The 26,562-nt window shown below is 51.3% G+C and carries 27 protein-coding genes and 2 pseudogenes; 10 read left to right on the forward strand and 19 right to left on the reverse strand.

Annotation, left to right across the window (positions count from 1 at the left end; genetic code table 11):
* Positions 1–3: 3 nt before the first annotated feature.
* The 7 genes from fur to Q9R35_RS08630 form a co-directional block, all read right to left on the reverse strand.
* A complete protein-coding gene (fur, locus tag Q9R35_RS08600) occupies positions 4–462 on the reverse strand; it encodes a ferric iron uptake transcriptional regulator (protein ID WP_042479909.1) in 459 nt (152 codons plus the stop codon).
* Positions 463–487: 25 nt separating this feature from the next.
* The gene (locus Q9R35_RS08605; protein ID WP_311219676.1) at positions 488–1,882 is read right to left on the reverse strand and encodes a dihydroorotase; all 1,395 of its coding nucleotides are present in this window, start codon (positions 1,880–1,882) and stop codon (positions 488–490) included.
* A complete protein-coding gene (locus Q9R35_RS08610) occupies positions 1,879–2,337 on the reverse strand; it encodes a SufE family protein (RefSeq protein ID WP_311219677.1) in 459 nt (152 codons plus the stop codon). Before Q9R35_RS08610 ends, Q9R35_RS08605 begins: the two co-directional genes overlap by 4 nt.
* Complete coding sequence (gene yidD / locus Q9R35_RS08615; protein WP_311219678.1) at positions 2,330–2,605, reverse strand: membrane protein insertion efficiency factor YidD; 276 nt, start codon at positions 2,603–2,605, stop codon at positions 2,330–2,332. The genes Q9R35_RS08610 and yidD overlap by 8 nt, the downstream gene beginning before the upstream one ends.
* A gap of 130 nt (positions 2,606–2,735) precedes the next feature.
* The gene (gene folE2, locus Q9R35_RS08620; protein ID WP_311219679.1) at positions 2,736–3,677 is read right to left on the reverse strand and encodes a GTP cyclohydrolase FolE2; all 942 of its coding nucleotides are present in this window, start codon (positions 3,675–3,677) and stop codon (positions 2,736–2,738) included.
* A gap of 63 nt (positions 3,678–3,740) precedes the next feature.
* Positions 3,741–4,964, reverse strand: coding sequence for a zinc metallochaperone GTPase ZigA (zigA, locus tag Q9R35_RS08625; RefSeq protein WP_311219680.1), 1,224 nt, complete (start codon positions 4,962–4,964; stop codon positions 3,741–3,743).
* A 193-nt stretch (positions 4,965–5,157) separates the two neighbouring features.
* Positions 5,158–5,859 (reverse strand): YafY family protein, encoded by a 702-nt coding sequence (locus Q9R35_RS08630; protein ID WP_063692802.1) that lies wholly within the window; start codon positions 5,857–5,859, stop codon positions 5,158–5,160.
* Positions 5,860–5,930: 71 nt separating this feature from the next.
* On the opposite strand from Q9R35_RS08630, the gene Q9R35_RS08635 reads away from it, so the two are divergent.
* Complete coding sequence (locus Q9R35_RS08635; protein WP_063692549.1) at positions 5,931–6,296, forward strand: VOC family protein; 366 nt, start codon at positions 5,931–5,933, stop codon at positions 6,294–6,296.
* A gap of 108 nt (positions 6,297–6,404) precedes the next feature.
* Here Q9R35_RS08635 and Q9R35_RS08640 read toward each other — a convergent pair whose 3' ends face one another.
* The 5 genes from Q9R35_RS08640 to metE form a co-directional block, all read right to left on the reverse strand.
* Positions 6,405–8,117 (reverse strand): acyl-CoA dehydrogenase family protein, encoded by a 1,713-nt coding sequence (locus Q9R35_RS08640; protein ID WP_311219681.1) that lies wholly within the window; start codon positions 8,115–8,117, stop codon positions 6,405–6,407.
* Positions 8,118–8,138: 21 nt separating this feature from the next.
* Positions 8,139–8,786 carry a TetR/AcrR family transcriptional regulator gene (locus Q9R35_RS08645; RefSeq protein WP_063692544.1) on the reverse strand — a complete coding sequence of 216 codons (648 nt, stop codon included), beginning with the start codon at positions 8,784–8,786 and terminating at the stop codon, positions 8,139–8,141.
* A gap of 251 nt (positions 8,787–9,037) precedes the next feature.
* The gene (locus Q9R35_RS08650) at positions 9,038–10,066 is read right to left on the reverse strand and encodes a methionine synthase (RefSeq protein WP_311219682.1); all 1,029 of its coding nucleotides are present in this window, start codon (positions 10,064–10,066) and stop codon (positions 9,038–9,040) included.
* A 28-nt stretch (positions 10,067–10,094) separates the two neighbouring features.
* Positions 10,095–11,072, reverse strand: coding sequence for a DUF1852 domain-containing protein (locus Q9R35_RS08655; protein ID WP_311219683.1), 978 nt, complete (start codon positions 11,070–11,072; stop codon positions 10,095–10,097).
* A 238-nt stretch (positions 11,073–11,310) separates the two neighbouring features.
* Entirely contained in the window at positions 11,311–13,602 is a 2,292-nt protein-coding gene (gene metE, locus Q9R35_RS08660; RefSeq protein ID WP_311219684.1) for a 5-methyltetrahydropteroyltriglutamate--homocysteine S-methyltransferase, read from the reverse strand.
* Positions 13,603–13,713: 111 nt separating this feature from the next.
* On the opposite strand from metE, the gene Q9R35_RS08665 reads away from it, so the two are divergent.
* From Q9R35_RS08665 to Q9R35_RS08685, 5 genes are all read left to right on the forward strand, one after another.
* Positions 13,714–14,628, forward strand: coding sequence for a LysR family transcriptional regulator (locus Q9R35_RS08665; RefSeq protein ID WP_311219685.1), 915 nt, complete (start codon positions 13,714–13,716; stop codon positions 14,626–14,628).
* Positions 14,629–14,821: 193 nt separating this feature from the next.
* Positions 14,822–15,559, forward strand: a complete 738-nt coding sequence (locus tag Q9R35_RS08670) for an SDR family oxidoreductase (RefSeq protein WP_311219686.1) — start codon at positions 14,822–14,824, stop codon at positions 15,557–15,559.
* A 107-nt stretch (positions 15,560–15,666) separates the two neighbouring features.
* The gene (locus tag Q9R35_RS08675; RefSeq protein WP_311219687.1) at positions 15,667–15,990 is read left to right on the forward strand and encodes a multidrug efflux SMR transporter; all 324 of its coding nucleotides are present in this window, start codon (positions 15,667–15,669) and stop codon (positions 15,988–15,990) included.
* On the forward strand, positions 15,987–16,625 hold the full coding sequence (locus tag Q9R35_RS08680) for a TetR/AcrR family transcriptional regulator (protein WP_311219688.1): 639 nt from the start codon (positions 15,987–15,989) through the stop codon (positions 16,623–16,625). The genes Q9R35_RS08675 and Q9R35_RS08680 overlap by 4 nt, the downstream gene beginning before the upstream one ends.
* A 36-nt stretch (positions 16,626–16,661) precedes the next feature.
* Entirely contained in the window at positions 16,662–17,384 is a 723-nt protein-coding gene (locus Q9R35_RS08685) for a haloacid dehalogenase type II (RefSeq protein WP_311219689.1), read from the forward strand.
* Positions 17,385–17,944: 560 nt separating this feature from the next.
* Here Q9R35_RS08685 and Q9R35_RS08690 read toward each other — a convergent pair.
* Positions 17,945–18,419: pseudogene (locus tag Q9R35_RS08690) on the reverse strand (nuclear transport factor 2 family protein).
* A 171-nt stretch (positions 18,420–18,590) separates the two neighbouring features.
* Here Q9R35_RS08690 and Q9R35_RS18685 point away from each other — a divergent pair.
* Together Q9R35_RS18685 and Q9R35_RS08695 are read left to right on the forward strand one after the other, a co-directional pair.
* Positions 18,591–18,671, forward strand: a pseudogene (locus Q9R35_RS18685) (hypothetical protein); the annotation flags it as partial.
* A 693-nt stretch (positions 18,672–19,364) separates the two neighbouring features.
* A complete protein-coding gene (locus Q9R35_RS08695; protein WP_240208778.1) occupies positions 19,365–19,805 on the forward strand; it encodes a hypothetical protein in 441 nt (146 codons plus the stop codon).
* 773 nt (positions 19,806–20,578) lie between these two features.
* Here the strand turns inward: Q9R35_RS08695 and Q9R35_RS08700 are convergent.
* The 3 genes from Q9R35_RS08700 to Q9R35_RS08710 all read right to left on the reverse strand — a co-directional run bounded on the left by Q9R35_RS08700 (position 20,579) and on the right by Q9R35_RS08710 (position 22,904).
* A complete protein-coding gene (locus Q9R35_RS08700; protein WP_063692517.1) occupies positions 20,579–21,541 on the reverse strand; it encodes an OmpA family protein in 963 nt (320 codons plus the stop codon).
* 106 nt (positions 21,542–21,647) lie between these two features.
* On the reverse strand, positions 21,648–21,971 hold the full coding sequence (locus tag Q9R35_RS08705) for a hypothetical protein (protein WP_157664277.1): 324 nt from the start codon (positions 21,969–21,971) through the stop codon (positions 21,648–21,650).
* A gap of 378 nt (positions 21,972–22,349) precedes the next feature.
* Entirely contained in the window at positions 22,350–22,904 is a 555-nt protein-coding gene (locus Q9R35_RS08710) for a hypothetical protein (protein ID WP_311219690.1), read from the reverse strand.
* Positions 22,905–23,017: 113 nt separating this feature from the next.
* Here Q9R35_RS08710 and Q9R35_RS08715 point away from each other — a divergent pair, with 113 nt between their 5' ends.
* Complete coding sequence (locus Q9R35_RS08715; protein WP_311219691.1) at positions 23,018–24,730, forward strand: hypothetical protein; 1,713 nt, start codon at positions 23,018–23,020, stop codon at positions 24,728–24,730.
* Positions 24,727–25,308, forward strand: coding sequence for a hypothetical protein (locus Q9R35_RS08720; protein WP_063692511.1), 582 nt, complete (start codon positions 24,727–24,729; stop codon positions 25,306–25,308). The genes Q9R35_RS08715 and Q9R35_RS08720 overlap by 4 nt, the downstream gene beginning before the upstream one ends.
* A 99-nt stretch (positions 25,309–25,407) precedes the next feature.
* Here the strand turns inward: Q9R35_RS08720 and Q9R35_RS08725 are convergent, their stop codons facing one another.
* The 3 genes from Q9R35_RS08725 to Q9R35_RS18690 all read right to left on the reverse strand — a co-directional run bounded on the left by Q9R35_RS08725 (position 25,408) and on the right by Q9R35_RS18690 (position 26,549).
* Positions 25,408–25,776, reverse strand: coding sequence for a hypothetical protein (locus Q9R35_RS08725; protein ID WP_311219692.1), 369 nt, complete (start codon positions 25,774–25,776; stop codon positions 25,408–25,410).
* Between the two features lie 6 nt (positions 25,777–25,782).
* Complete coding sequence (locus Q9R35_RS08730) at positions 25,783–26,148, reverse strand: hypothetical protein (protein WP_063692509.1); 366 nt, start codon at positions 26,146–26,148, stop codon at positions 25,783–25,785.
* A 218-nt stretch (positions 26,149–26,366) separates the two neighbouring features.
* Positions 26,367–26,549 carry a hypothetical protein gene (locus tag Q9R35_RS18690; RefSeq protein WP_366612921.1) on the reverse strand — a complete coding sequence of 61 codons (183 nt, stop codon included), beginning with the start codon at positions 26,547–26,549 and terminating at the stop codon, positions 26,367–26,369.
* Positions 26,550–26,562 lie beyond the last annotated feature (13 nt).

A 26,562-nucleotide genomic window follows, 5' to 3' on the forward strand; every position in this document is an offset into this window, starting at 1 on the left:
CCTTTAGTCTTCACGTTTCTTCCTTGTCATCATGGGTTCCGGGCGATATTCGCAGTCGGGTTTCAGGCAACGGCCATACAGCACATGGCTATGTTCCAGAATCTGAAAACCCCGTTCTTGAGCAATCGCTTTCTGTCGCTGCTCGATAGCCTTGTCATGAAATTCCTGCACACGCCCGCAGTCCGTGCAGATCAGGTGATCATGATGCTCGCCGTCATCCAGCTCATAGAGCGCCCGGCCGGATTCGAAATAAACCTGCTTTAACAAGCCTGCCTGTTGCAATTGAGTCAGCACGCGATAGACGGTCGCCAGACCAATCTCGCTGCCTTGTCGGATCAATTGGCGATACACATCGTCCGCCGTCAAATGACGAATACCGGGGGCCTGAAAAATCTCAAGAATCTGGATACGAGCGGTGGTCACCTTCAGGCCACGCTCTTTAAGCTCTTTTGAATCCGTCATGGCGCACTCCTTGCTGAATTGGCGGCTAAGGGACTTCCAGAAAACGCAGCGGCCTGCCTTGCGCCTGCCCTGCCAAGGCTTCATCACGAACAACACAATGGCCATGAACAATGGTGTGAATCGGCCAACCCACAACCGGCATGCCATCGTAGGGAGACCAGCCACTGACGCTGGCAATCCAGTCATTGCGGATACGGCGGCGCGCCTTCAAATCCACGATGCTGAAATCCGCATCAAAGCCCACAGCAATGCGTCCCTTGCCTTCCAGACCAAAAATCCGGGCAGGCCCGGCACTGGTCAAATCCACCAGCCGTTGCAGGCTTAAACGGCCTGCATGGACATGGTTCAACATCACGGGCAGCAAGGTTTGCACGCCAGTCATGCCGCTGGGTGAAGCGGGATAGGCCTGGGATTTTTCCAACAAGGTATGGGGCGCATGATCGCTGCCGATAACATCCACCACACCCGAGCGGATCGCCTGCCATAGCGCGTCCTGATGGGCTTGCTCGCGCACCGGCGGATTCATTTGCGCCAGACTGCCCAGACGCTCGTAGCATTCCGGGGCTTGCAGGCTTAAATGATGCGGGGTCACTTCTACTGTCACTCGGTGTTTGTGTGCGGCCAGAAACTGCATTTCCTCTGCGGTAGACACATGCAGCACATGCAAACGGCGATTCACCTCTGCCGCCAGACGAACAATGCGTTGGGTGGCCTTCAAGGCACTTTCCACATCACGCCAAACGGGGTGTTGGCGCACGTCACCACTATCCAGAGCGATATGTTTGCGTTCACGCAGCCTGGCCTCGTCCTCCGCATGCACCGCCATTCGTCTGTGGCCATGACGCAAGATGCGGCGCAGGACTTCGTCCTCATCCGCTAATAGGTCTCCAAAGGAACTGCCCATAAAGACCTTGATGCCTGCACAACCTGGGAGCTGCTCCAGTTCCTGCAAAGACTCGGCATTCAAGGCCGAGCCACCAATATAAAAGGCGTGATCACACCAGCTGCGGCCTTGGGCGGCATCCAGCTTGGCTTGCAAATCGGCAGCTCCCAAGGTCAAGGGATGGGTATTAGGCATCTCGAAAACCGCAGTCACCCCGCCCAGGACCGCGCCCCGTGTACCCGCCTCCAGATTCTCCTTATGCTCCAGCCCTGGCTCTCTGAAATGCACCTGACTGTCGATCACCCCTGGCAATACGTGCAACCCCGTAAGGTCCAGCACACAGTCTGCACTCCAGCCGGGCCGCAAATCACCAAGAGCCATAATCCGGCCTTGTACACAGGCGATGTCGATGCGCTCGGCACCGTTAGGTGTGAGCACCGTGCCGCCACAGAGCAGCAAATCGGCATGACGCAGATCATGCTGCTTGGTCGTCTCTGCGGTTCGGGAGGTAGGAACCTTCGGGGTTTCTAGCGTCATGGTTTTGCCTTTACAACTTCCGCATCCAGAGCGTCTTGTGCCGTCAAACGAATCCGCTCCATCATGTGAAACAGGCCATTGGCGCGATTCGGTGACAAGTGCTGCTCCAGTTCAATTGCCCGTAAAAAGTCGGGGGGATGGGAGATGATTTCTTCAGGCGGACGCCCCGAATACACCTTCATCAATAAAGCCAACAAGCCCGTGACAATGGCGGAATCACTACGAGCCTGAAAAAACAAGCTGTGATCACGCAATTCAGCGACCATCCAGACCTGTGCCTGACAGCCGTGCAAGCGGTTCGCCTCCGTACGCCATTTGTCCGGGAAGTCCGGCAAGGAGCGTCCCAGATCAATCAGATATTCGTAGCGCGCCATCCAGTTACCCAGGCACTGGAAGCTGTCCACAATGGATTGCTGGACTTGGGCTATGGGCTCTTGCGCGGCTCCCTTATCCACGGCCGTCTCCTGAATGCTTGGATGTGTGGCTGTCCTGATCACCAAGAGCCGGAACAGGGTCGTGCCCGCCCGGATACCAAGGGTGGCAACGGACAATACGCCGTGCGGCCAGCCAGGTTCCTTTGAAGGGGCCATGCGTTCGCAAAGCCTGAATCGCATACTGAGAACAAGTCGGATAAAAACGGCAGCGTGGCCCCAGCAATGGGCTGATAAAAAGTTGGTAGCCGCGAACCAGCAGGACCAGGACAGAGACAAGAAAGGCTTTCATCGCCGCTCCGAAAGACGGGAGCGAAGCATCAGGTCAGACGGGCTGATCGTGATCTTGCTGGCCTGCTCCAGCAGCAAGAAAGTTTGATGTTGCCGCTGTGTGTGGCAAGGATCAATAAGGGCTAAAACACTCATAGCACCACGCCTTCCTTAAGCCCTGAAAGAGACATCTCTGCTGACAAAGGAGTCTTGAACGCCACCGCGTCATGGGGATGCAGGCTCTCCAGATGGCGGACCTGAATACCAGGGTTCTGATAGCCCGCCAAGGCCGCTTCTATACGACGCGCTGCGTCCTCCACAAACATCAGGTTCTGGCCATTCAAGGCCGCAAAGGCCTGCTCGTCGGCCCGTTTGACGGCGGTTTGCAAGGGTGTTGCCAGTGCCTTTTCAACACGATCAATCAAGGCTAAAAACCCAAAATTCTCGCTATCTTCCGCTACTTCAACCTGAACCAGAGCCTGACTGCGCTGGCTATGTGCAGTGGCCAGACTGGCGTGCTTATGCAGCCAGGCAGCTACCTCATCAGCGTGCAAGACAGGCTGCTTTCCAAAGGCCTGCATAAAGCCCTGTTCAATCAACTGCCGAGCCAGCGCAGCCGAACAAGGACAGGTCGACGAATAGCCAATCTGAACCTGCACCTTGCACACAAAGATACCGTCCAAAAGTCTGGCTTCCAGCACGACGGGATAGGACTTCCAGCCTGCCAGCTTCTGCGTCACCAAGGCAGGCCGTCGCACCAGTAAATCAAAGCTGAAACCCAAGCGCGCACTGCGCGTACCGCAGTCCTCCTGGCTATCCACCATGCTTTGTAAAAGACGTCGCAACTCCAACGGTGACAAGGCTTGCTCTGGTGGCACATCATTCAGCAAGCGGTACAGCCTGGACATATGTATCCCTTTCACATGCGCCAGCGGCAAATCCACCTGGGCATCCACACGCGCATGAAGTTGGCGCGTATAGCCCGGTTCGACCACGGTAATGGGTAAGTCGATTTCCTCCATGCCCACCCAGGAAAGCGGAGTCAGACCATAGCTGGAATCGTTCAGAGCCGGGTCGGGAAGTACAACAGTCATACTCAACATCCAATCAAAAGGTCTTGCTCTGGCCGACAGGGACTTGGCAAGACCTCAATTCCATCAAGGCCAGTCTGAAAACGGATTCGTCCATGTGGTCCAGGTGCTGGGGCCGCTGGCCATTTCTTCATCGTTTAACAGGCAGGCATCGAAACGGGCGCGCAATGCGGCCTCGTCCATATCCATGCCAATCAGAACCAGCTCCTGACGCGCGTCCCCAACCCGCTCATCCCATTTCTCCTTGATCAGCGCTACCGCTTCGGGATCCTCCGGCCAACGCTCAGGCGGCATGGATGCCCACCAGTACCCCGCCACGTGATAGCGAGCCACCGCACCAGCCTGGGACCAGGAGCCCGCCAGAGTGGGGAAATTTGCCAACCAGAAAAAGCCTTTGGAGCGCACCACCCCAGGCCATTCACTTTCGACCAGTTCCTTGAAACGCTGCGGGTGGAATGGGCGGCGTGCACGATAAACAAAATTGCCTATGCCGTACTCTTCGGTTTCCGGGGTATGAGTGCCACGCAATTCCTGCAGCCAGCCTGGGGCCTTGGAAGCCTCTTCAAAATCGAACAAGCCGGTGTTCAGAACGCGGTCCAAGGGCACCTGGCCGAACTCGGCTGTTTCAATACGAGCACGAGGATTCAGACTGTTCAGAATGGCCATCAGGCGCTCGCGTTCTGGCTCGCTGATCAAATCAATCTTGTTCAGAACCAGCACATCACAGAACTCGATCTGCTCAATTAACAGATCCACAACAGTACGCGCGTCTTCTTCACCCAAGGATTCGCCACGGGACTGGATGCTGTCTTGCGAGCTGTAATCGCGCAGGAAGTTAAAGGCGTCCACTACCGTGACCATAGTATCCAAGCGCGCGACTTCACCCAGGCAACGGCCATCCTCGCCCTCAAAGGTGAACGTTTCAGCCACGGGCAGTGGCTCTGAAATGCCGGTGGATTCAATGACCAACTGATCAAAACGCCCTTCTTTGGCCAGACGGTCCACCTCCAACAACAAGTCCTCGCGCAAGGTGCAGCAAATACAGCCGTTGCTCATTTCCACCAGCTTTTCATCGGTGCGCGATAGCTCGGCACCACCGTCACGAACCAAAGCGGCATCAATATTGACCTCGCTCATATCGTTCACGATGACGGCCACGCGGCGGCCTTCGCGATTGTTCAGGATGTGGTTCAGCAAAGTCGTCTTGCCCGCCCCCAGAAAACCGGACAAAACTGTTACGGGAATGCGGGCTGCGGGATCGACTGGCGTGTTATCGAGGGTCATCGTCATTTCTCTTCTTCCTTGAGGCATCAATGGGCAGTTCCTTGCAGAGGACTTCTGTCAATTCTGATATGTTATAACATAACAATAATTGACCAAGAAAAAACCCTCTTACAAGGAGGGCTTGACGACCAGGACAGAGAAACTGGTTTTCACAAAGCAAGGTCACAGGAGTCTGGAGTCTGGAGTCTGGTGTCAGGTGTCAGGTGTCAGGCACGTAGCTTAGCTCTGTTTGTGTTGCCCGCCACTGCTTGAACAAATCAGCCCGATGTCGGGGATAAGACTCCTCCAGACAGACCAAGCCCTGTATCCTGTCCGTCCGGAAATGCCGGAAGTCCCCTTTCAATTCGCACCAACCCACCAGAATCCGGAAGTGCTGAAAGTAGCCCAAGGAAAAAGGCCAGATCACTCTCTCCGATTCCTGGTCTGCCCCGTCTATATAAGTGATGCGCAGCTTGCGCTGCAAACGAATCGCTGTACGCGCAATGCCGAGATCAACAAGCTCAGCATCCTGAATCACTCTAGGCCCAACCCGTAAAGCGGTGCTGTCCAGGCCGTCTCTCAAGCTATCGGGCAAGACCGCAGAGATCTTGGCCATGGCATCGCCAGCCGCTTTGGTCAGCGGCTCGTCCGCAAACTTTTCTACCCAGCGAAAACCCAGTATCAAGGCCTCCAGCTCTGCTTGAGAAAACATCAAGGGTGGCAGCATGAAACTAGGTCGCAGCACATAACCGACTCCCGGCTCCCCTTCTATATCGGCACCTTGCGCCTGCAAGGAAGCAATGTCCCTATACAAGGTCCGAATGCTGACACCCAACTCTTGGGCCAGCCGCGCACCACTCACCGGGCGCTTGTGTCGGCGTAGCACTTGTAAAAGGGAAAGAAGTCGTTCTGCTCGGGCCATGCCAGATACTGCCATTTTTTGGCAGCATGGTCACCCATAATGATCTGCTCAATCACCTTGTTGGAGCGATCATGAATCACCCAAACCTTTTGCTGCTCTATGTCCAAGACCCCGCCGCCAGCAGCCTTTTCTATGAAAAGCTGCTTCAAAAAGCGCCCGCTGAATCCTTCCCCACCTATGTCGCGTTTGAACTGAACAAGGGCCTGACCTTGGGTTTGTGGTCTACCCAAGCAGCCAGCTTTGTCTCATCCGGAACTGGGCATCGCTCCGAGCTTTCTTTTTTAGTGGACGATGATGCGGCTGTTGATCAGCTGTATCAAACCTGGGTGACAGCGGGTATCACCATAGAGCAAGAGCCCATGACAGCCGTTTTTGGGCGCACATTCGTTGCACTGGACCCGGATGGACACCGATTAAGGGTCTGCACAGCAGCGTAAGACTGACGCTGCATTACGTGCAAAGCCGTCGGACTCCAAAGAACAAGGGCTATCCCGGACTTGATCCAGATAGCCCCTGCTCCCTCCAGGCTCTGCGAACAGCACAAATCAATCTGTCACCATCGCTCTGCGCATAATTTTCTGCGCGACTGACGAAGATGCCATCGTTCCCAAGGTACCGTAATGCGCTCCCCAAGCTCCCACTTCCCCGCCGCAACGCGTACTTAAAAACACATCCGCCACTTCTTGAGAGCTATAGCGCAGCAGCTCGGCCGCCTGCAAGACGCGGGCGACGGCTTCGGTCATGGGGCGGGCCAGAAACTCATCCTCGATTGCCGCCCGAACCAAACGCTCAGTGTGCTGTACCAGTGCATCGAATCGCTTGTCTTGCCCAGCCAAGGGTCTGATTTCATTGAAAACCGCCTCCACCGTAAGCGGATCTCTGATCATGGCGCGCCGCACATCCATGCACATCATATTCGCCGTCCCCTCCCAAACACTGTTCAAGGGGGCCTCTCGATACACACGGGCCATGGGGTTTTCTTCAATAAAACCATTGCCGCCGTGACATTGCAAAGCCTCATTCGCAATGGAGGGTGCACGCGAGCAATTGAAGTACTTAGCCGCAGGCGTGGCCACCCGAGCCAGCAGCCTTTCGTGTTCACTGCTTTGCATCAGATCAGTGGCCTTGGCCACGCGTAAGGACATCAAGGTTGCCGCTTCCACTTCTACCGTCATATCCGCCAGCACATTGCTCATCATGGGCCGATCGGCAATGGAGGTTCCAAAAGCCTTGCGTGATGTCGTGTGACGCAGGGCCAAGGTCAGCGCCTGCCGCATCAAACCCGCCGAGCCAATAGCAAAATCCAGACGCGTCAAATGCGAGTGCGACAGAATTTCCCGAATACCGCGCCCTTCTTCCCCAACGCGAATTGCCAGCGTACCCGCATATTCCACTTCACTGGACGCGTTGGAACGATTACCCGCCTTGTCCTTCAAGCGTTGTACAAAAAAGCGGTTATAGCTGCCGTCCGGCAAGGTACGGGGCAAGAAGAAACAGGTAACACCGCCATTGACTTTAGCCAACGTAAAAAAACCATCAGACTGCGGCACTGAGCAAAACCACTTATGCCCCGTCAGCTCATACCAATGCGCCGTAGCGCCGTGATAATCCGCGCTATGGGAGAAGCGCGCAGTAGTCTGCGTCTCGCGCAGATCTGAACCGCCCTGCTTTTCTGTCATCGCATAGCCAATGACCACCGAGGGCTTGTCCCCCACTTCGCGACGACTGTATTCGTAGCGCGTCCCTTTGAGCTTGTCCGCCCAGATCGCCAAAGCAGGTTCAGCCTCGAAACCGGCATACGCCGCATACGCCATGCCGGTCGGGCAGCCCGTACCATGCTCCACCTGATTCCACAGATAGGACAAGACCGCACGAGCGAAGTGGCCGTTTTTCTCTTGCGTACGCCAGCTTAAATTCGGCACCTCGTGCTGCCAGGCCAGGGTCATCAACTCATGCCAGCTGGGGTGAAATTCCAGCCAATCAATCCGGTTGCCGAAACGATCATGCGTTTTAAGTTCAGGGATATGACGGTTCGCCAAACGGGCCAACTCCTGAACATTTTCATCACCAGCCACCGCCCCCAAGGCCTGACAACGCGATGCAGCCCAAGGGGTTTCGCGGCGAATGGCCTCAGTTAAAACCTGATCTCCCGTAAAAGCATTGAAACCACTGGCGGGCAGAGCCTGATTCAAAACCTGATGCGTGCTGTAACGGTCCTCGGGCGCATTCAAAATGCTGGAGGGAAGCGCTTGGTTCATGGTTGTCTCCGAACTGTTTTTCTAAGGAGTGGCAGAAAGGACTGCCACGCTGGCGCACGCCATCTGGGCAATCTGGTCAGCCAGCGCGGCCACTTGGCGCTGGTAACTGTCCGTACCATCGTGCTGCTGACGGCTTAAAGGAGAAAGCGGGCCAATCAGCCCTTCCATGAAACCGCCCACAATGACAGTCGCCGCAATATCGGGCTGCACATCCTGGCGCATTTCCTGAGCGCCCTGACCTGTGGAAACAAGGGAGTGGATGACCTGGCTGATCGCGGCGCGATACACCAGACGAGCCGCGTCGATTTCCTTATCGCAAGGCTCGGCAATCAAGGCATAGGCCAATCGAGGATTACGCATGGCACGCTTCACGAACGTGGAGACAGCGGCATGCAGGCGCAGCATGGAAGAACCATCCGCCTGCGCAATGTCCGTGAGCACATCAACCTCACGCTGGGACACCAGCGACAGAACTTCCGCGAACAGCTCGGCCTTGGAGGGGAAGTAACGATAGACCGTCCCCGTGGCAATACCGGCTGCGGCCGCCACACTGGCTACCTGCGCTTCCTGCCAGCCACCTTCACTGACCAAAACGCGAGCCGCTTCCAGAATACGGCTGCGATTGTCTTGCAGACGGGCTTCAACGGCGGGAGTTTGACGATAGGCCATAAAGAAGTGAACTCTGATTCATTACATGAGTGAATCCTAATTCATTTCTTTGTGGTGGACAAGAATTTCTTTGGCCAGAGCTGTCAGAAGACTCACCTACTGAGCTTGCAGGTTGCTTGGGAGCATCTGTTATTTGAAGCGACAAAATCAGCAGCGCCAATAAAACTGCCCCCAGCAACAGCGATGGCGAAACCATCAATACTGTTTGCTGGGGGCAGCCTGAACTCGCTAGCGTGCAGGTATCAAGCCTATCAGGCCGACAGTTCCTTACGAACGATTTCAGCACCGGCGCTCAGGGCGTGCAGCTTGCCACGAGACACGGCGCGTGGCAAAGGTGCCATACCGCAGTTGGTGGAGGGGTACAGCTTGTCAGCGTCCACAAACTTCAGCGCCTTGCGCAGTGTGTTGGCCACTTCGTCAGCGGTTTCAATCACGTTGGTGGCCACGTCAATGGCACCAACCATCACTTTCTTGCCACGGATCAGTTCGATCAAATCCATGGGAACGTGGGAGTTCTGGCATTCCAGAGAAATGATGTCGATCTTGGATTGCTGCAGCTTCGGGAAGGACTCTTCGTACTGCCGCCATTCCGAACCCAGAGTCTTTTTCCAGTCCGTGTTGGCCTTGATGCCGTAGCCGTAGCAAATGTGCACGGCGGTTTCGCATTTCAGACCTTCGATGGCACGTTCCAGAGTAGCAATACCCCAGTCGTTCACCTCGTCAAAGAACACGTTAAAAGCGGGCTCGTCAAACTGGATGATATCCACGCCTGCGGCTTCCAGCTCTTTGGCTTCCTGGTTCAGGATCTTGGCAAATTCCCAAGCCAGTTTTTCACGGCTTTTGTAGTGGTTGTCGTACAGCGTATCGATCATGGTCATGGGGCCAGGCAGCGCCCATTTGATCGGCTGCGAGGTTTGCTGACGCAAGAATTTGGCATCATCCACAAACACGGATTTGGGACGAGTCACGGCACCCACAACGGTTGGCACGCTGGCATCGTAACGGTCACGAATACGCACGGTCTCGCGCTTTTCAAAATCCACACCTTCCAGATGCTCGATGAAGGTGGTGACAAAGTGCTGGCGGGTTTGTTCGCCGTCGCTAATCAGGTCGATACCGGCATGCAATTGTTCTTGCAAGGACAAGCGCAGTGCATCTTTCTTGCCTTCGACCAGGTCCTCACCTTCCAGTCTCCAGGGCGACCAAAGTTTCTCGGGTTCAGCAAGCCAGGAGGGTTTAGGCAAACTGCCAGCGGTGGAGGTGGGTAGCAATTTTTTCATAATAAATAACCTTGTTGTTTTTGATGAATCAAAGCGCGTAACTGGCTGCCCATTGATCAAGAATCACTTTGTATGGCTTGATAAAACTTTCTTCAGTAAACCGGCCCTGCTCAACCGCCAGACGGCTACGTTCTTCGCGATCGTAGACAATTTGCGTAACCGAATGATCCGCATTTTTCAGGCTGGGCTGATAGCGCATTCCTGCTGCCGAGTTGGCATTGTAAATCTCGGGTCGATAGATTTTCTGGAATGTCTCCATCGTACTGATGGTACTGATTAATTCCAGATTCGTGTAGTCACTGAGCAAATCGCCACGGAAGTAAAAAGCCAACGGCGCAACGCTATTTAGGGGCATGAAATAACGAACCTGCAGACCCATTTTTGCGAAGTACTCATCGGTCGGCGAGAACTCATTTTGCTGGTATTCAACGCCCAATACGGGATGCTGATTACCTGTACGGTGGTAGACCTTGCTGCTGGACACGCTCAGGCAAATCACGGGGGATTTGTTGAAGTTTTCCTGATACAGCGTGGAGTTCACGAAAGCCTTGAACAACTTGCCATGCAAGTCACCAAAGCCTTCCGGAGCGCTGAAACCATTTTTGTTCTTGTTGTGCTCCAGCAGAACCACGCTGAAATCGTAATCACGCACATACGAAGAGAAGTTGTTGCCCACAATCCCTTCAATACGCTTGTTTTCCTTGTGGTCAACGATATTGGTTTTCAGGATTTCGATGGTAGGGAATGTAGAGCCATTGCCTTCAACATCAATATCAACTGACACAATATCCAGTTCAACCGAGTAACGATCCCCATTCGGGTTGTCCCAATGGGCCAGATTGTTGAAGCGATTGTCGATCATCTTCAGGGTATTGCGCAGGTTTTGCTGACGGCTTTCACCACGGGCCAAGTTGGCAAAATTGGTGGTGATGCGTGTGTTGTCGGATGGACGGTAGTTTTCATCAAAACGGATGCTTTTGATGCTGAACGCGAATTCTTTGTTCATTTTTATGTATGCCCTAATTTCTGATTTCAATCTCGAATTTATTTTCAGCCCAGCCACTGATCTGGAAAAATAAATTCATCTTATTTATGTATATGTTGCACTGTTTGTCGGATCTGCTTCGGGGGCTGTACTGCTTGCTCTCTTCTTCCTGGTGAAGCCAGAAAACAGTGTTGAATCGCCCTCAAAAAAAGTCCCGGCATTTGGCCGGGACCTTCCGCCAAACTCACTCCTGATCGGATCAGGTACTTGCCCGCAATGCTTTCGCTGCGGCCACCATATTGGTCAAAGCTGGAATCACCTCAGCCCATTGGCGTGTCTTCAGACCGCAGTCGGGGTTCACCCACAGACGTTCTGCTGGCACGCGCTCGGCGGCTTTCTTCATCAAATTCACAATGTGCTGCTCGGTCGGAATATTGGGCGAGTGAATGTCGTACACGCCAGGGCCGATCTCGTTGGGGTACTGGAAGTTTTCGAAGGCTTCCAGCAACTCCATGTCCGAACGGCTGGTTTCAATGGTGATCACGTCCGCATCCATATCAGCGATGGAGGAAATGATGTCGTTGAATTCCGAGTAGCACATGTGTGTGTGGATTTGCGTCTCGTCACCCACGCCGTTGGCGGTGATGCGGAAGCTTTCCACGGCCCAGTCCAGGTAGCTTTGCCATTGCGATTTACGCAGTGGCAAGCCTTCACGCAAGGCGGCTTCGTCGATCTGAATCACATGCACACCGGCCTTTTCCAGATCCAGCACTTCTTCGCGAATGGCCAGCGCCAGTTGCAGGCAAGAAGCCGAACGAGGCTGATCATCACGCACAAAGGACCAGTTCAAAATCGTCACAGGGCCGGTCAACATGCCCTTCATGGGTTTTTGGGTCAGGGACTGGGCGTAGGTGATCCACTCCACCGTCATGGCTTGAGGACGGCTGATGTCACCAAACAGGATGGGTGGTTTAACGCAGCGCGAACCGTAAGACTGCACCCAACCGAATTGGCTGAATGCGTAACCGTCCAGCTGTTCACCAAAGTATTCGACCATGTCGTTGCGCTCGGCTTCGCCGTGCACCAACACGTCCAAACCCAGTTTTTCCTGCTCACGTACGCTGCGCTCAATCTCGGCACGCATGGCGGCCTGGTAGCTGTTTTCGTCCAGACGACCGGCCTTGAACTCGCTACGAGCACGGCGAATTTCTACCGTTTGCGGGAAAGAACCAATCGTCGTGGTGGGGAATGCGGGCAACTTCAGGAATTCAGCTTGCTTGGAGGCACGCTGTGCGTAAACGCTCTTGCGCTTGCCCAGCTCGGCCGAAATACGAGCCACCGCTGCTTTCACCGCAGGATTGTTCACCCGGGGCGAGTTGCGACGGGCAGTCAAAGCGGCCAGGTTCTCGGCCAGTTCTGCCTTGACGGCATCACGACCTTGGCTCAAGGCTTTACCCAATACCCGTAGTTCGCCCAGCTTTTGCAAAGCAAAGGCTAACCAGGACTTCACATCAGCATCCAACTTTTGTTCGCTGTCCAGATCAACCGGCACGTGCAGCAGCGAGCAGGAAGGAGCAATCCACAAACGGTCGCCCAGTTGCTTGGCGATGGGCTCAACCCAGTCCAGCACGGCGGTCAAATCTGTTTTCCAGATATTGCGACCATTGATCACGCCCAGGGACAAGACCTTCTCATCACCCAAAAGCTTGAGCAGTGCATCCACGCCATCACGATCATTGATGGCATCCACATGCAAACCGGCGACAGGCAAGCTGGCGGCCAAAGCGGCATTTTCCAGCAGCTGACCAAAGTAAGTCGCGACCAGCAACTTCACGCCAGCAGCCTTCAGTTGCTGATAAGCGGTTTTGAACGCTTGCTGCCAATCGGCATCCAGTTCGGTAACCAGAATAGGCTCATCAATCTGCACCCACTCCACGCCTGCTTTAGCCAGCGTATCCAGCAATTGGACATACACGGGCAGCAAGCGATCCAACAAGGCCAGCTTGTTGGATTCATCCTTGGCCTTGCCCAGTGCCAGATAAGTCACGGGGCCAATAATCACAGGCTTGGCTTTCACGCCTTGCGCCTGGGCTTCAGCCAGCTGCTCCAACAAACGGGAGGCGTCCAGCTTGAACTGGGTGTCAGCCGTAAATTCGGGGACGATGTAGTGATAGTTGGTGTCGAACCATTTGGTCATTTCACCGGCAGCCACGCCACCGCAGCAGGCGCTGTGATCTTCCAGACCTTTGGCCGAACGACCCCGTGCTACGCGGAAATAGTTATCCAGCTCGTCACCATGAAAGCCCTGCACACGCTCGGGCAGGTTGCCCAGCAAGAAGCTGGCATCCAGCACCTGATCGTAAAAAGAGAAATCTCCAACGGGCACCAGGTCCAGACCGGCCTGGCTCTCCCAGTGCCGCTGGCGCAGTTGAGCGCCCAGCATCTTGAGTTCGTCACGCGAAGACTCGCCCTTCCAGTAGGACTCCAAAGCGAACTTCAGTTCCCGTTTGGCGCCAATGCGCGGAAAGCCAAGATTATGAATCGTCGTCATGTGCTGCTCTCAATAGGCCAGTGGATTAAAGAATGACTTGCATTGTAGGAAGCCGAATCAATGAAGTAAAATGGTCTTATCTCACCAACCCATGAATATCATTCACGTATTATGTTAGAGCGCATCCATCTGGCCGTCGTCCAGCAAGTTGACAAGCAAGGGTCCCTGACCGCCGCTGCTGCCGTGCTGCACGTTACCCAATCCGCCCTTAGCCACACCATGCGAAAACTGGAGCAGCAACTGGGCACAGAAATCTGGCGTCGCGAAGGCCGCAACCTGCAATTGACGCAAGCTGGGCAGTATCTGCTGGCCGTTGCCAACCGCGTCCTGCCGCAGCTGGATCTGGCCGAAGAACGCCTGGGCCAGTTCGCCCAAGGCGAGCGAGGATCACTGCGTATCGGCATGGAATGCCACCCCTGCTATCAATGGCTGCTGAAGATCGTCTCGCCGTATCTCAGCGCCTGGCCAGACGTGGACGTGGACGTGAAGCAGAAATTCCAGTTCGGCGGGATTGGCGCGCTGTTTGGCTATGAGATTGATCTGCTGGTCACCCCAGACCCACTTTACAAGCCAGGCCTGAAGTTCGAGCCCGTGTTCGATTACGAGCAGGTGCTGGTGGTCAATAAAGCTCATGCACTGGCCAAGGTGGACTATGCCAAACCCAAAGACCTGGACCGGGAAGTGCTGATCTCCTATCCGGTGGACATAGACAGGCTGGATATCTACAACCAGTTTCTGCTGCCCGCCGGCATCGCCCCCCGACGCCACAAGGCGATTGAGACAACAGACATCATGATGCAGATGGTGGCTAGTGGACGTGGAGTAGCCGCGCTGCCGCGATGGCTGGTGGAAGAATATGCAGAGAAGCTGGATGTTGTGCCAGTCAAGTTAGGCAAGCACGGGATCGCCAAGCAGATCTTCCTGGGGATGAGGGAAACGGAGGCGGTGATTGACTATCTGCAGGCGTTTATGGAGCTGGCTCGAGCGCCCGCACAGGCTTTTCCCGCAGGCCAGAGCAAGACGTAGAAAAACAGCCAAGCTTGCATCACACCTCCCCCAGCTGCTCGCGGATAACAGCGGATGAAAGCCGTTTCCCTGGAGAGCCAGGCCAGAAACATTACTTGCAGAACCTTATTTAAACGATCAGTACAAAATCCTTGCCAAACCAAACGAATGGATTTATATTTTTTTAACCGATCGGTACAAAAAAGGATAAGCAATGCAATTTCATGGCAAAGTCGCCCTCGTAACTGGAGGATCTCGCGGCATTGGTGCTGCAATTGTTCAACGCCTCGCCCAAGAGGGGGCCGACGTTGCTTTCACATACTCTGCATCGGATCAGGCCGCCAAAGTTTTGACCAACAAACTGAACGGCCAAACTGGCCGGGTTCTGAGCCTCAAAGCAGATAGCCGCGACCCGCATGCGGTACGCGAGGCGGTAAATCAGACAGTCCAGGAACTAGGACGGCTGGATATACTCGTCAATAGCGCGGGAGTGTTTTATGCCGGTGCCATTGAAGGCGCCACGCTCCAGGAAATCGACGACACCTTGGCCATCCACGTAAGAGCCGTATTTGTCGCCTCTCAGGCCGCGCTTGCATACATGGGCTCAGGTGGACGCATCATCTCCATCGGTTCTTGTTTCGCACAACGGGTACCCTATGGCGGCGTAACGCTCTACGCCATGAGCAAATCTGCCCTTATAGGTTTTACCAAGGGCTTGGCGCGGGAGGTCGGCGAACGCGGTATCACCGTCAATATCGTTGACCCCGGCTCGACCGACACAGACATGAACCCCGCTAATGGACCCGCAGTTCAGGCAGAGCTGGAATTAATGGCCGTCAAACGATATGCACACCCGCAGGAGATTGCGGCCGCCGTCGCCTATCTTGCACAAGCCCAGAGCCAATTCATCACCGGAGCCTCCCTGGCCGTAGACGGTGGTTTCACCGCTTAACGCTTATTCGTGTGTATCGCTTGGAGCATTGCCCTGCTCCATCGCATGTTGCAACGACAGCCCGATAGCAGGCTCAAGTTCAAGCTGTGTCGTATAAAGGAATAAAAATGCTCAAGGCTTGGGGATTATTAGTCGTTGCTGGCATGCTGGAAATAATCTGGGCTTTAGCTTTGAAACAAGCCGATGGCTTCACCAAGCTCTGGCCTGGCCTGATCGGCATCGTTGTTGCCATGACAAGCCTCATCTTGCTGGGACTGTCGCTCAAGCATCTGCCTGTGGGGACTGCCTATGCAATCTGGGTAAGTATCGGCGTATTGGGGGCTGCCGTTGTCGGCATATTGTTTTTTGGCGAGCAGGTGACAGCCATCAAACTTCTCTTTTTAGCCTTGATCATCATCGGGACAGCAGGTTTACGGATCATCGAAGAATGAGTGCAGATAAAATAGAAAAAAACGCTGAGCAGCGAACTCTGGGCCGTCCTCGACGCTTTGACAGGGACTCCGCTCTTCTGGCCGCCATGCGCGTTTTTTGGGCACAAGGCTACGAGGGCACTTCAATCCAGGACCTTGTCGCTGCCATGGGCGTCAATAAACCAAGTCTGTATGCGACATTCGGCTGCAAGGAAGCGCTCTTTCAAGAAGCAGTCCAGTTGTACGATCGTCTTGAGAGTCGAGCTACCACTGAAAGCCTTGCAAATGCCAAAACAGCCCGCGACGCTGTCAGGGCAATGCTCGAGGCCAATGCCCATGCCTATTCGACTACAGAAGGCCCCCGAGGCTGCATGATTGTCTTGTCGGCCCTGCTCGGCACCCCTGACAATCAGCCTGTCCGTGCTTTTCTGGCCCAGAACCGCTTGGAGGGCGAGCGGGCTTTGCAAAAACGACTCGCCCGTGGGGTGACAGACGGAGACCTCTCGCCGTCCGCCGATATCGCCCAATTAGCAGCCTTCTACACGACCGTTCTGGAAGGTTTGTCCATCCAGGCTCGAGACGGAGCCTCCCCAGAAAAGCTCAAGAGCATCATTGAGGCGGCGATGCAGGCCTGGCCAGCCGACTCAAAGCCTTGAGTCAGACATTTAGCGCAGAAAAATGGAGACTACTAGATGAAGAATGTTGACGTATTGTTCTTTGACATTTTGGGTACGGTTGTCGATTGGCGAGGCAGCATTACGGATAAAGTTGAAGCATTCCTGAAGCGTCACGACATGAGCCATATTGACGCAAGAGCTCTTACCGACACATGGGTCGGACACTATGACCGTGCTATTGACCCGATCCGTAAAGGTCAACGCAGCTTCACCTCTCTGGACACCATCAATAGGGAGAATCTGGAAACCTGCCTGGCACAACTCAATCTCCCCCCTTCCCAGTTTGATCACGAAGAGCTGAATATACTCAATCACGCTTGGCATACCTTAGACCCTTGGCCCGATGCTGTGGAAGGCATCACCCGATTAAAAGAACACTACATCGTTGCGCCCTTATCCGATGGACATACCCGGCTGCTGATCAATATGGCCAAACATGCGCACCTGCCATGGGACATGATTTTTGGTGCTGATATGTCCCAGTCCTACAAGCCCAGCCCTCGGGCCTATCTCCATGCCTGCGAACTGCTCAACATCTCACCTCAACGGGCCATGCTAGTCGCCGCTCACGACTACGACTTGGAAGGTGCACGTTCGTGCGGGCTAAAAACAGCTTTCGTCCCGCGCGAACAAGGGGCTAATCCGTCGAAAGAAACTGACGCACCACTACCAGATCAATGGGATTACAAAGCCGGGAATCTGCTCGAATTGGCAGCGCTTCTGAACAAAATCAGGTGACAGTCACAAGATTTTAAGAAGCTTTTGAAAACACACAAAAAAGCCCGCGTTATCGCGGGCTTTTCGACTTCCTATGCCATTAGATGTCTGGGTGTGCCAGACGCGGGATCATTCCCACTCAGTCATAAATAAGAAATTATTAATCTTAAAAAACAATAACTTGCATATCACAAATCATCTAACACCATTAAAAAAACCATACTCAAAAAAGCGCATAAAAGTATGCGCAACATCTTAACTAATCATCAACTGCCTTATCGAGCCCAGTCTCACAGTTTCATCAATGATGTGAATTAGAATCAAAGCTCAAATGTGCGGACTAGGCTGAGGCTTTATAAAAACACTGCCCTGACGTTTATCCAAATTTAAAGCAATGGCATCTGTATTTTGAGGTTGGTGCAATATGATGTGTGTTTAATCGAAGGTGAATGTCGAGAGCAGCCCATGCTGCTGCCAGCGGAACCGACTAGGAGCAGGCCCAGCAGTACGACATCGATTTTGATAAAGTGCACGACTTAAGTTATAGGCGCCCCGGCTAAAGACAGCGCTCAATGCAGCCTTCACAGTTTGCAAGAAGCTGTTGCAGACCCTACGCGGCGCAGCCAGGCCACGCACCTCCCGAGCAAAGGTAGCTTTTCATACAGTTCTTCAGCTGTTCCAATAATTACGGTGGTCTAGCACAAGGCCTTGAGCGTTTAGCCGCAAGAACGTCCCTCCACGAATGCACTGCGGCACACTTTTGCGCCAGCGACGCATACGAAAGTGGAACTCCCAAGCCAAAAACGCTCGTTGCCCTTGCGCCAGTTGCTCCGTCACTATAAAACGAGGAACATCCACGATCGTAAACATATGCGCAAAGATTTGCCGAATACCGTCCTGTCCGCGCACTTCATTGAAAGGGTCCTTAAAGGGCACATGCGGTGCATAGCATATGTTCAAGCGGCTGAGACACGCCGGAGTGAGCTGCTCATACAACTCCACTAGACGCTGCAAGCCAACTTCGATTTCGGGAGCAATGACAAAGTTCTGCGGCATCTGGCTCACAAGCCCGTCATGCGGTGCACCAGCGCAAAGCACCAGCGGTAAGGCAGCGCCCGCAGCCAGTCGGTAAAGCTGCGTAGCCACAAAACCCGGGTTCTCCACACTCACTGCCCCCCTTAGTTCGCAACGGCACCCAATCAGGTTTGGTCGTGGGATATCACTTATCTGCCTAGTGCTCTTCGCGGGCAGTTTTACCGTTTGTATATGACTATTGATGTTTTTAGTCGCCTGATTACCGGCTGGGAAGTGCATCTTGATGAATCGGCACAGCATGCAGCCATCCTCATTGACAAGGCGTGCCTCAAACACAGAGTTAGCAAAGATCGGCCTTCGGTCGGCGATCATAATCCGTACTCCGAGGCCCTGTTCCGAATGCTCAATATACACCGGCCTATCCCGCAAAGCCGTTTATGAGGCCGCCAAGCAGGTTAAGCATGCGCTATAAGAATCATTCTGCCCGTAACTGGAAACCGGTTGAAGAAGTCTGGCTTAACCCGGCCAAGGAGCACGACATCCCACATGAAAATATAAGGTTGGTTGCATAGATATCGGTCAACTTGTTTGACTAACACCGGATACCCATTCCAATATTTCGTGGACAACTCACCATTCCATTTGGACACCCTGCTACTTCGGCTATCGGCCAAAAGCAGAAGTTCAGTGGGTACCGCTACTTGTCTGCTTTGCGGGGATCTCGGTCGTGCGTACCCTCATGTCAGGTGGTCTGGCAGGGGGACAGTCCACAAGCACCGCATCCTATGCAGATCCACGAACGATGCGCCACCAAAACCGACAGCTCTGATATACTTTTCTGCCTGCGAGATAAGCAGGTGCTTTGAGTAGAAACAGCGAGTCCCCACGAAATGATGCGTCTGGTAGATCGCGTATTAGTTTCAACCACAAAGCGATTCGGTATTTCAACAATAAAAAAGGTAGTTTATGAAACGTTTGCTCAAGGCTACAGTCGCGGGGGTACTGGTGGTTGGATTGACTGGTTGCGCGCAGCTCGGCAGTGCTGTCAATATGCAGATACACAAGGCCAGGATTCGTGGCGAACCCGTTGACAAATTCGTGGATTATTTCGGCCGCAATATCGCAGTTGCCACTGTTCTGAACGGGAATCCTGCTTACACGTGGAATGCGTCCTATACAGAAGCCCGTACTGTTGAAGTGGACAGTTATGCGTACTACAACCAGGATCGCCCAGGCATGACCACAGGCATCGTCTACGGAACGCGTACGTTTGACCGTGATTGCAAATTGACGATCGCCTACGATGAAAGCACACGCTTGGTGACAGACCTGGAGCTGACAAATGAATTCGAGTGCACGCATGTTCGCGCGGAACTCGCGAAGATTCAGCCAGTGTGGGGCTTCTAAGCAAGTATGCTCCCACCCGGTCGGTACCAGGTGAGCTAACGACCCAAAGTTACCTGCAGAAGGTAACGCAAGATGTCCTGAAGGAATGCTCGTTTTGACACTGTAGACGCAAGATCAATATCAACTCGAAGATGATCCTAACATTACTAATAGCATTGGGTGCTTTGGCTTCTCTGTTCTTCAACTCAGGGAGCTATTACCACCCTTTTCCCTCTAACGCAGAATAAGTCTGCAACTCTGCGTTAACTGTCTACTGTTGATAGTACGGCAACGTACCCTAGTCCCTAACGTCACCCACGAGCAAACCAAGTGCACAGCTTGTACTAAGCAATAGTTGATTAAACTAAACTCAAAGAGAACAACATGAAAAATAAAAAATCTTCATGGTACTGGCTACATCTGCCGTTTTATGTCTCGGTGTTCGCCATACGGGAAACTGCCTGACAATGAGCATCTACAAGGTAAAGCCATAAATCAACAACTCGCTGAAGCTCAAGAACAGAACTTAGGCATTGTATTAACGCCTATCCTCCACGTCCGAGACATTGAAAAGTGAAATCTTGCTTTAGACGATGCAATGAATCAACGTGTGCTAACAAGCTTATGCACGCAAGTAACAAGCAACCGAACTCTAAACGTTCTCTTTGAAAAAACCGTTCAAGCAGCTACTCAATCAGTAACAGCAAACCAAAATAACTGTTGTAAAATGCAAGATTCTCACTAAGAATCTAATTGGGCAGTAAATATATTTACTGCCCATTCAATTGCTTTATCTATTGCACAACAAGCTCAACCCGCCTATTGCGAGAGCGACCAGCTTCCTGCGCATTACTTGCTACTGGCGAAAAAGAAGCTACCCCTTTAGCAACCAACCTTGCCACATCAATACTATACGAGTCACGTAAAGCCTCAACAACCGCTTGTGCTCTACTCTGAGACAATGCAAGATTTGTATCAAGTGAACCTTGGTTATCCGTATGGCCTACTACATACACTTTCAGACCAGCATTACTGGTCAGTAATTTAGCCATTTCTGACAAAGCCGCACTAGACTCCGGCTTAATCTCTGCTTTAGCGCTATCAAAGTAAATACCTGGAATAGCAACATATCCGTGACGCTCAAGTGATTGCTGCAACTCATCAGCTTGGAGAGTTTTTATTTGATCTAGCTCCAACTCTGTACCTTCTATAATTTGCTGATAGAGATACGTTCTATTGTTAGGAGTATCCTCCACTACGTGTAGAAACACGTGCACCTCCCCTGTTTCATCGCTACGACGCGACAGTACAATCCGCTCACTTGCACTACCAAAGACAGCATCACCAAAGCTTTGCGGTCGTACACGCCCCTCCAAAGAAATAAAAGGCATCATGTCCGTTCCACATGTTTCTGGACCGTGACAAGCAAACAATGTTTCAAAACCTCCTTGCTGCAGTGCCTTTTCATAGTTTCGAAAAACTTCTAGGGCGGAGTGTTCACCCGGGATTCTGTAAGAGATACTAGTAACCTTACCTTCCAGCTCAAGCAGCTCACTCGGTGCTTTTCTATCATCAATCTTAGCTCTTGGCAAAGACGCTGCATCGTAATTTTTTTGCAAGTAACTACGAATCTCTGCTCCAGGAAACCGATTTAATAGCTGATGATCCGATGAGCCTTTCACATCAGCAGCTAAGACAGTAGTTACACCCCCAGCTAATAATACTAAAAGCATTGATGAAATCGTTTTTTTCAACATATTCTTAAATAACCCGCAAAAAACTTAATCGCTAGAAATTGCTCTTTACAAGAGCCAACTACTACACACTCTTATACATAAAAACTTTACAGATCTTTTGGAAAGCCTATATTTTACGGAATGCACTACGCACCGCCCCACACTTCGTTAGGGCGGTAAGCTCAAAATTCGTAACCAAACGCGTCTGAGGATCATATAACATGGTCAACTGACACAAACGTAATACGTCTCTATCTTCATAAATAATACCTGTCCTCATTCCTGGGCGATCCAAATTATGATACGCATAAGAAGTATCAACTTCTACAGTCACTCTTTGATAATAGGAAAGATCCCATGTGTAGGCAGCCTCTCCATTCAAAACTGTTTCAGCCTCAACGCTACGACCAAACACACCGCGATATTTCTCTATTCTCTCGCCTCGCACCATAGGTTTCTCTATGAGGAGAGAACACCAAGAGCAGAACCAATCTCAGCTGCGCAACCACTCAAGCTTAGTGCCACAAACACTGTTAAAACCATTATATAAAACGTGTCATTTTTAGATCAAAAACATCAATTAAATAAAATTTTATCTTAAATAAAAACACGGAATTCTAACAATAATTAATAACGTTCACAATTACAAATCACATCAATTTCCAGATCGATAAAAGCCACAGAGAAAATAACTGCCGCAGATAGATTTTTTAATCTCGAATAAAGCGTTAAACTTCTCTCAGAATCGTTATGCAAGTAAAAACTGTTCGCTTTCGTAAAAAACGCAGAAAAAACTTTCAACAATAAAAATTATATTGTCGTGTGAGTATTATTGATCTTTAACAGCACAGTTTTGCCACTCAAATTTCCCTGAATGGTAACACCAGCCGGCAGCCTCCATCGCATCTTCCAAGACGAATAATGGTGCAATACTGGTTTGGTTATCCGACTGGCAGGTAAAAGAGGCAATATTTTCATCCCCTTTTGATACATTAACACCAGCCTGTAACTCAGCCTCTTCGTCCAGACGGTCGAAGCTTTGCCACACATGGTATTGATATCCCTGATGGTTAAATACAACACTTGAGTTGATAACTCTGCCAACGCCTTTCCATGGCGACACCGTTTTGGCGGAGAAATTTTCGCTTAGCGAAAGTCCCTTCTTTTCTTTCTCACTGAACTTATAGGTAAATTTCGGCTCTGCGTTGTCAGTGGCAGGCTCTATGCAAACCTGTAAATGTTTATTCTTAGCAACATTGCAAGAAACGAATACCTCTCCGATACAACTTTCTGCTACTAATGCCGAAACAGGATAATTAATAAGAAAACCAGCAGCCAATACTTTCATGCAGAAAATTGAAGCACAAAATCTATAATTTTTCATCAACTCACACCAAATCGCTATAATGCATCGACAAGTTAATCGGTGAGTGTACAGATTAACGCATTAGGCATATAGAATATTTTAAACATTTTGAAACAAAAATCAGGATAGGCATGAAAAAAAATGCACTCATAGTACTATCTGGCCTTATCCTTGGGGGCATATTCGGTTTACTTGATGTCAGCAGCATGATCGCTGATCAGAACGTAAACCCTGTGATTGGCTACGGCTCTGCTGGCGCTGTATTAACCATTCTTGCAACAGCCGGAATGATACAGTTGCCATGGGTCATTGCTGGTGCTGTTCTCAACGGACTGATCATCAGTTTTTTAGCTTCTTTTGCCACAAGCGGCATTCTCACCGGCGAATATTCGGGGCAAACGGTCAATGCAACCCCCATGCTGATGATCATCCTATTGCCACTGCCGTTTTTAGTGGCTTACGTACAGACCCGTCGTTTTGATTATGCCATCATCTATCAGTCCGCATGGAATATCTGCTGGCGCGTCTTCACAGCGCTTGCCTGCCTTTTTTGGGTCGCTATTTATTCTACGGCTTCGGGCATCGGTACCGATATTGTCGATCCTGAATTGATGCGCTTCATTTCCTGGCTCATTGCTGGCGCGATAGCAGGTGTCGTTGCCATATTAACAGATCGTCTTGAACCGTCTTTTACATCACCAAGATCACGTTTTATTGCTCATCTGATAGGGCCACAGCTATTGTTGCCGCTCATGGCGCTAATGATGCTCATCGTGTTTTTTGGCACGGAGTCGAATTCCGACTCCCAGCTTTCAATCAGCCTCACCGTGTGGGCAATGTTAAGCTGCTCTATTATTGCAACCATCATTAGTGAGCGTAATGAAACTGAGCGCCTGCAAGGAGCTTACGACAAATTAGGAAAAATCGCAGCGATTGCTGTATTAGTGTTCGGTTTCCTGTCCGCACAGCTGCTTTATGAAGACTTTCAAAACTTTGGCCTTGCGCCCGTTGATGTCACATTCATTTACCTGACAACCATCGGCCTCGTATACGGATTTTCCTATCTATGGGCGCTCACAGGCGGAGCAGTCTGGACACAGCGTTTACGGCGCATCAATCTTGTCATGGTGCTTCCTGTTTACGGTATCTTTGCTCTAACATTGACTGACGCGCTATCGCCATTGCGTATTGCTGCTCAACAACAAGTAGCGATGGCTCTTTCCAGCGATAAGCGTTTTACCGAAAACAATGTACGCCAGCTTATAAAATGGGGGGAGCCCGGTAAAAATGCATTAAAACAATTAAGAGAGGCAGCCGTTGATAAGCGTGACCTTGCAATCACCTTGGGCACACTGCTCCCCAAAAAACCTACAGCCCTCTCCGTGCCTGCTCAAGTTATCACGCCAGAACAAGGACTAAAATTACGTGATGAGTTAATCAATCAAACCGTTTTTGTGCCTAACACTGAGCAAACCCGCCTGGTTACCCGCGACGCGTTTTCACTGATGCCTGATTATTTATTCCAAGATTATGCTCATGCCTGCAAAAGCACCGACACACATAAAGGCTGCACGATTTATCTTGCTAACTTCTTGCCGCAAGTACAAGGCGTCACGATATTGATCGATACTCACAAAGCCAATCCGTTTCGTTTTCAGGCCTTACAAGTCAATGAGAAAAATTCGGCTTCCCTGCAAGTCTTTGTTAATGGTGACATTACCGATCAAGACAAAGGCAGCACCATGGTTCCTGTTGCGGGATGCAATGTTAATGCCATGCAATTTGGCAAGTCACTGGTTTTGGTATTGGATGGATTGGATAAGAAAAAGGCATGTCAACTATGAGCAAACCATTAACTTCTCTTTTTCGATCAGGATTTATCCTAGTCGCTGCTTTGAGCCTGTCCCAACCATTATCAGCGATCGCTAGTGAAGCAAACGGCGATCTGAAAGGAGCAAAACTACGCGAGCTACTGGATCAATCTGGCATTCAATGTCATGATGAAAAAACTTTCGACTGCGCCACAGACCCCCACAAGGTCAATATTCATAGTGACTGTTCTGTTGCACCTTACTATGGGGCAGTTTACGGCCAACCTACCAAACTCTACACAAAAGCAGACAGTGTTGAGAATGATCCGAATACTCTCACCAGTCTCGCTGAAGATCAGCTCATTTGCATCAAGGCTACCGCCAAATACGGTATTTCTGATGTGGCATATTTCATTATGGCGATGCAAGATGATCGATTCGAAAACTGCAACACAGCAGATATTTTATGTCGCGTCTCTGCCCCCTTGCCTGAGCCGTATAGCACGGCTATGAAACACTGTAAGCGCTTAGAAAATGGGGAAATTACATCCTGCCCGCAAGGTTGGGTAAAAGCGGACGCTATCGAGCCTTACCCGAATGGACTGCAATAGATAAGAGCAAAATAAAATGTTGCTATATACCGATCAGGTTGGGGGCAATGCTTAGCCCAATGAAAAACAGCCCTCCTTGCATAAAAAAGTTGATTGCCTCTATTTCTCGACCAGGCAAAGCGTATATGAACGCAGTTTGAAACCATCATCAATACGAAAACGATCCTGCAAAACGATTTTTAGCTGTGCTTCATTTAAAAACTCAGCGCGCAGTTCGGGTTGTGCGCATGTTGCCTTCAATGAATACTCTCCGTCACCGATTAATGTTGGCTCGGAAAATTCACATCGACTTTCAGCTATGCTGATATGTTGATTACTCAGCAAAGCCGTATTGATATTGTCAACCGCTTCACACTGTGTGCTCTCAACTGTATAGCGCCCTTCTTTCAAGGGCAAACGATCATCAGCAAGACTTGGAAAAGAAAAAAGGCAGAAAATTAGCAAACTGCGTATCGTAAAACTCATCATCAGATATTAGTCCCATTTATGCGGGGGCTGCGGTGGCGGTGAAAAATTTTCTGGTCCTAATATCCTATATCGCTCAGCCAGCATGGCAAGCTCTTTACATTCAGAAATCAACAGGGGCAGTAGTGTGCCGCCTCCAGCTTCTTTTTCAGCATCTGCATGACAGCGAGATTGAAGCTGTTCCTTCCACTCAATATAATCTCTATTTCTCTTTGCTTCGGTCGTTTCAATCGCATCATCTAGCAATCGCTCGGCCACAATAGCACGCTGAAAAGCACATAAATTAATATCGCGTTGGTTCAATTCACAAGCTTTAAGTGCAGATTGTAAATCACCAACTACAATACCACTTCGGTTCGCAATCTCGGCCAACATATGCTGCTCCATATTCCCCGAAGGTTTTTCGGCCAATACGCTTGATAACAATAAAACCAACTTAATTACAAATAGTATGAAAATTTTATTTTTAATCAATAAGTTGAAAAACGATATCGCATTGATACTACAATCAAAATTGGTATCAAAAAACTTCTTGTACCCTAAATAACTAGCTGCTCCAGCGTCTTAACATCTTTGAAGACAACATCTGACACTCACTTGAAGTGCTCGCGACCACATTCAATTTTCAGGTTCTCCTTGCTTCTTCGCTCACCCGTAACCGTGCTCGACTTAGTTTCCGCGACAAAGTAGACACGGGTGTCATTCTGAAACACCACCGCGCAGTCTGGGTTGTAGCTCCCCAATGGGGTATTAATATTGTAGCAATTGATAAACACGTAGATGGGAAGA

Source organism: Alcaligenes sp. AB3, assembly GCF_031844565.1.
Classification (GTDB): domain Bacteria; phylum Pseudomonadota; class Gammaproteobacteria; order Burkholderiales; family Burkholderiaceae_B; genus Alcaligenes; species Alcaligenes faecalis.

What these genes read in the sequence shown, in the direction of transcription:
- Q9R35_RS08695 (WP_240208778.1), top strand. Translation starts at nt 19,365, where the DNA reads ATGAAACGTTTGCTCAAGGCTACAGTCGCGGGGGTACTGGTGGTTGGA.
- Q9R35_RS08700 (WP_063692517.1), bottom strand. Translation starts at nt 21,541, where the DNA reads ATGTTGAAAAAAACGATTTCATCAATGCTTTTAGTATTATTAGCTGGG.
- Q9R35_RS08665 (WP_311219685.1), top strand. Translation starts at nt 13,714, where the DNA reads ATGTTAGAGCGCATCCATCTGGCCGTCGTCCAGCAAGTTGACAAGCAA.
- Q9R35_RS08720 (WP_063692511.1), top strand. Translation starts at nt 24,727, where the DNA reads ATGAGCAAACCATTAACTTCTCTTTTTCGATCAGGATTTATCCTAGTC.
- Q9R35_RS08675 (WP_311219687.1), top strand. Translation starts at nt 15,667, where the DNA reads ATGCTCAAGGCTTGGGGATTATTAGTCGTTGCTGGCATGCTGGAAATA.
- folE2 (WP_311219679.1), bottom strand. Translation starts at nt 3,677, where the DNA reads ATGACTGTTGTACTTCCCGACCCGGCTCTGAACGATTCCAGCTATGGT.
- metE (WP_311219684.1), bottom strand. Translation starts at nt 13,602, where the DNA reads ATGACGACGATTCATAATCTTGGCTTTCCGCGCATTGGCGCCAAACGG.
- Q9R35_RS08640 (WP_311219681.1), bottom strand. Translation starts at nt 8,117, where the DNA reads ATGAACCAAGCGCTTCCCTCCAGCATTTTGAATGCGCCCGAGGACCGT.
- Q9R35_RS08635 (WP_063692549.1), top strand. Translation starts at nt 5,931, where the DNA reads ATGAATCACCCAAACCTTTTGCTGCTCTATGTCCAAGACCCCGCCGCC.
- Q9R35_RS08705 (WP_157664277.1), bottom strand. Translation starts at nt 21,971, where the DNA reads ATGGTGCGAGGCGAGAGAATAGAGAAATATCGCGGTGTGTTTGGTCGT.
- fur (WP_042479909.1), bottom strand. Translation starts at nt 462, where the DNA reads ATGACGGATTCAAAAGAGCTTAAAGAGCGTGGCCTGAAGGTGACCACC.
- Q9R35_RS08730 (WP_063692509.1), bottom strand. Translation starts at nt 26,148, where the DNA reads ATGTTGGCCGAGATTGCGAACCGAAGTGGTATTGTAGTTGGTGATTTA.
- zigA (WP_311219680.1), bottom strand. Translation starts at nt 4,964, where the DNA reads ATGACGATGACCCTCGATAACACGCCAGTCGATCCCGCAGCCCGCATT.
- Q9R35_RS08630 (WP_063692802.1), bottom strand. Translation starts at nt 5,859, where the DNA reads ATGGCCCGAGCAGAACGACTTCTTTCCCTTTTACAAGTGCTACGCCGA.
- Q9R35_RS08655 (WP_311219683.1), bottom strand. Translation starts at nt 11,072, where the DNA reads ATGAACAAAGAATTCGCGTTCAGCATCAAAAGCATCCGTTTTGATGAA.
- Q9R35_RS08650 (WP_311219682.1), bottom strand. Translation starts at nt 10,066, where the DNA reads ATGAAAAAATTGCTACCCACCTCCACCGCTGGCAGTTTGCCTAAACCC.
- Q9R35_RS08685 (WP_311219689.1), top strand. Translation starts at nt 16,662, where the DNA reads ATGAAGAATGTTGACGTATTGTTCTTTGACATTTTGGGTACGGTTGTC.
- Q9R35_RS08605 (WP_311219676.1), bottom strand. Translation starts at nt 1,882, where the DNA reads ATGACGCTAGAAACCCCGAAGGTTCCTACCTCCCGAACCGCAGAGACG.
- Q9R35_RS08680 (WP_311219688.1), top strand. Translation starts at nt 15,987, where the DNA reads ATGAGTGCAGATAAAATAGAAAAAAACGCTGAGCAGCGAACTCTGGGC.
- Q9R35_RS08715 (WP_311219691.1), top strand. Translation starts at nt 23,018, where the DNA reads ATGAAAAAAAATGCACTCATAGTACTATCTGGCCTTATCCTTGGGGGC.
- yidD (WP_311219678.1), bottom strand. Translation starts at nt 2,605, where the DNA reads ATGAAAGCCTTTCTTGTCTCTGTCCTGGTCCTGCTGGTTCGCGGCTAC.
- Q9R35_RS08710 (WP_311219690.1), bottom strand. Translation starts at nt 22,904, where the DNA reads ATGAAAAATTATAGATTTTGTGCTTCAATTTTCTGCATGAAAGTATTG.
- Q9R35_RS08670 (WP_311219686.1), top strand. Translation starts at nt 14,822, where the DNA reads ATGCAATTTCATGGCAAAGTCGCCCTCGTAACTGGAGGATCTCGCGGC.
- Q9R35_RS08725 (WP_311219692.1), bottom strand. Translation starts at nt 25,776, where the DNA reads ATGATGAGTTTTACGATACGCAGTTTGCTAATTTTCTGCCTTTTTTCT.
- Q9R35_RS08645 (WP_063692544.1), bottom strand. Translation starts at nt 8,786, where the DNA reads ATGGCCTATCGTCAAACTCCCGCCGTTGAAGCCCGTCTGCAAGACAAT.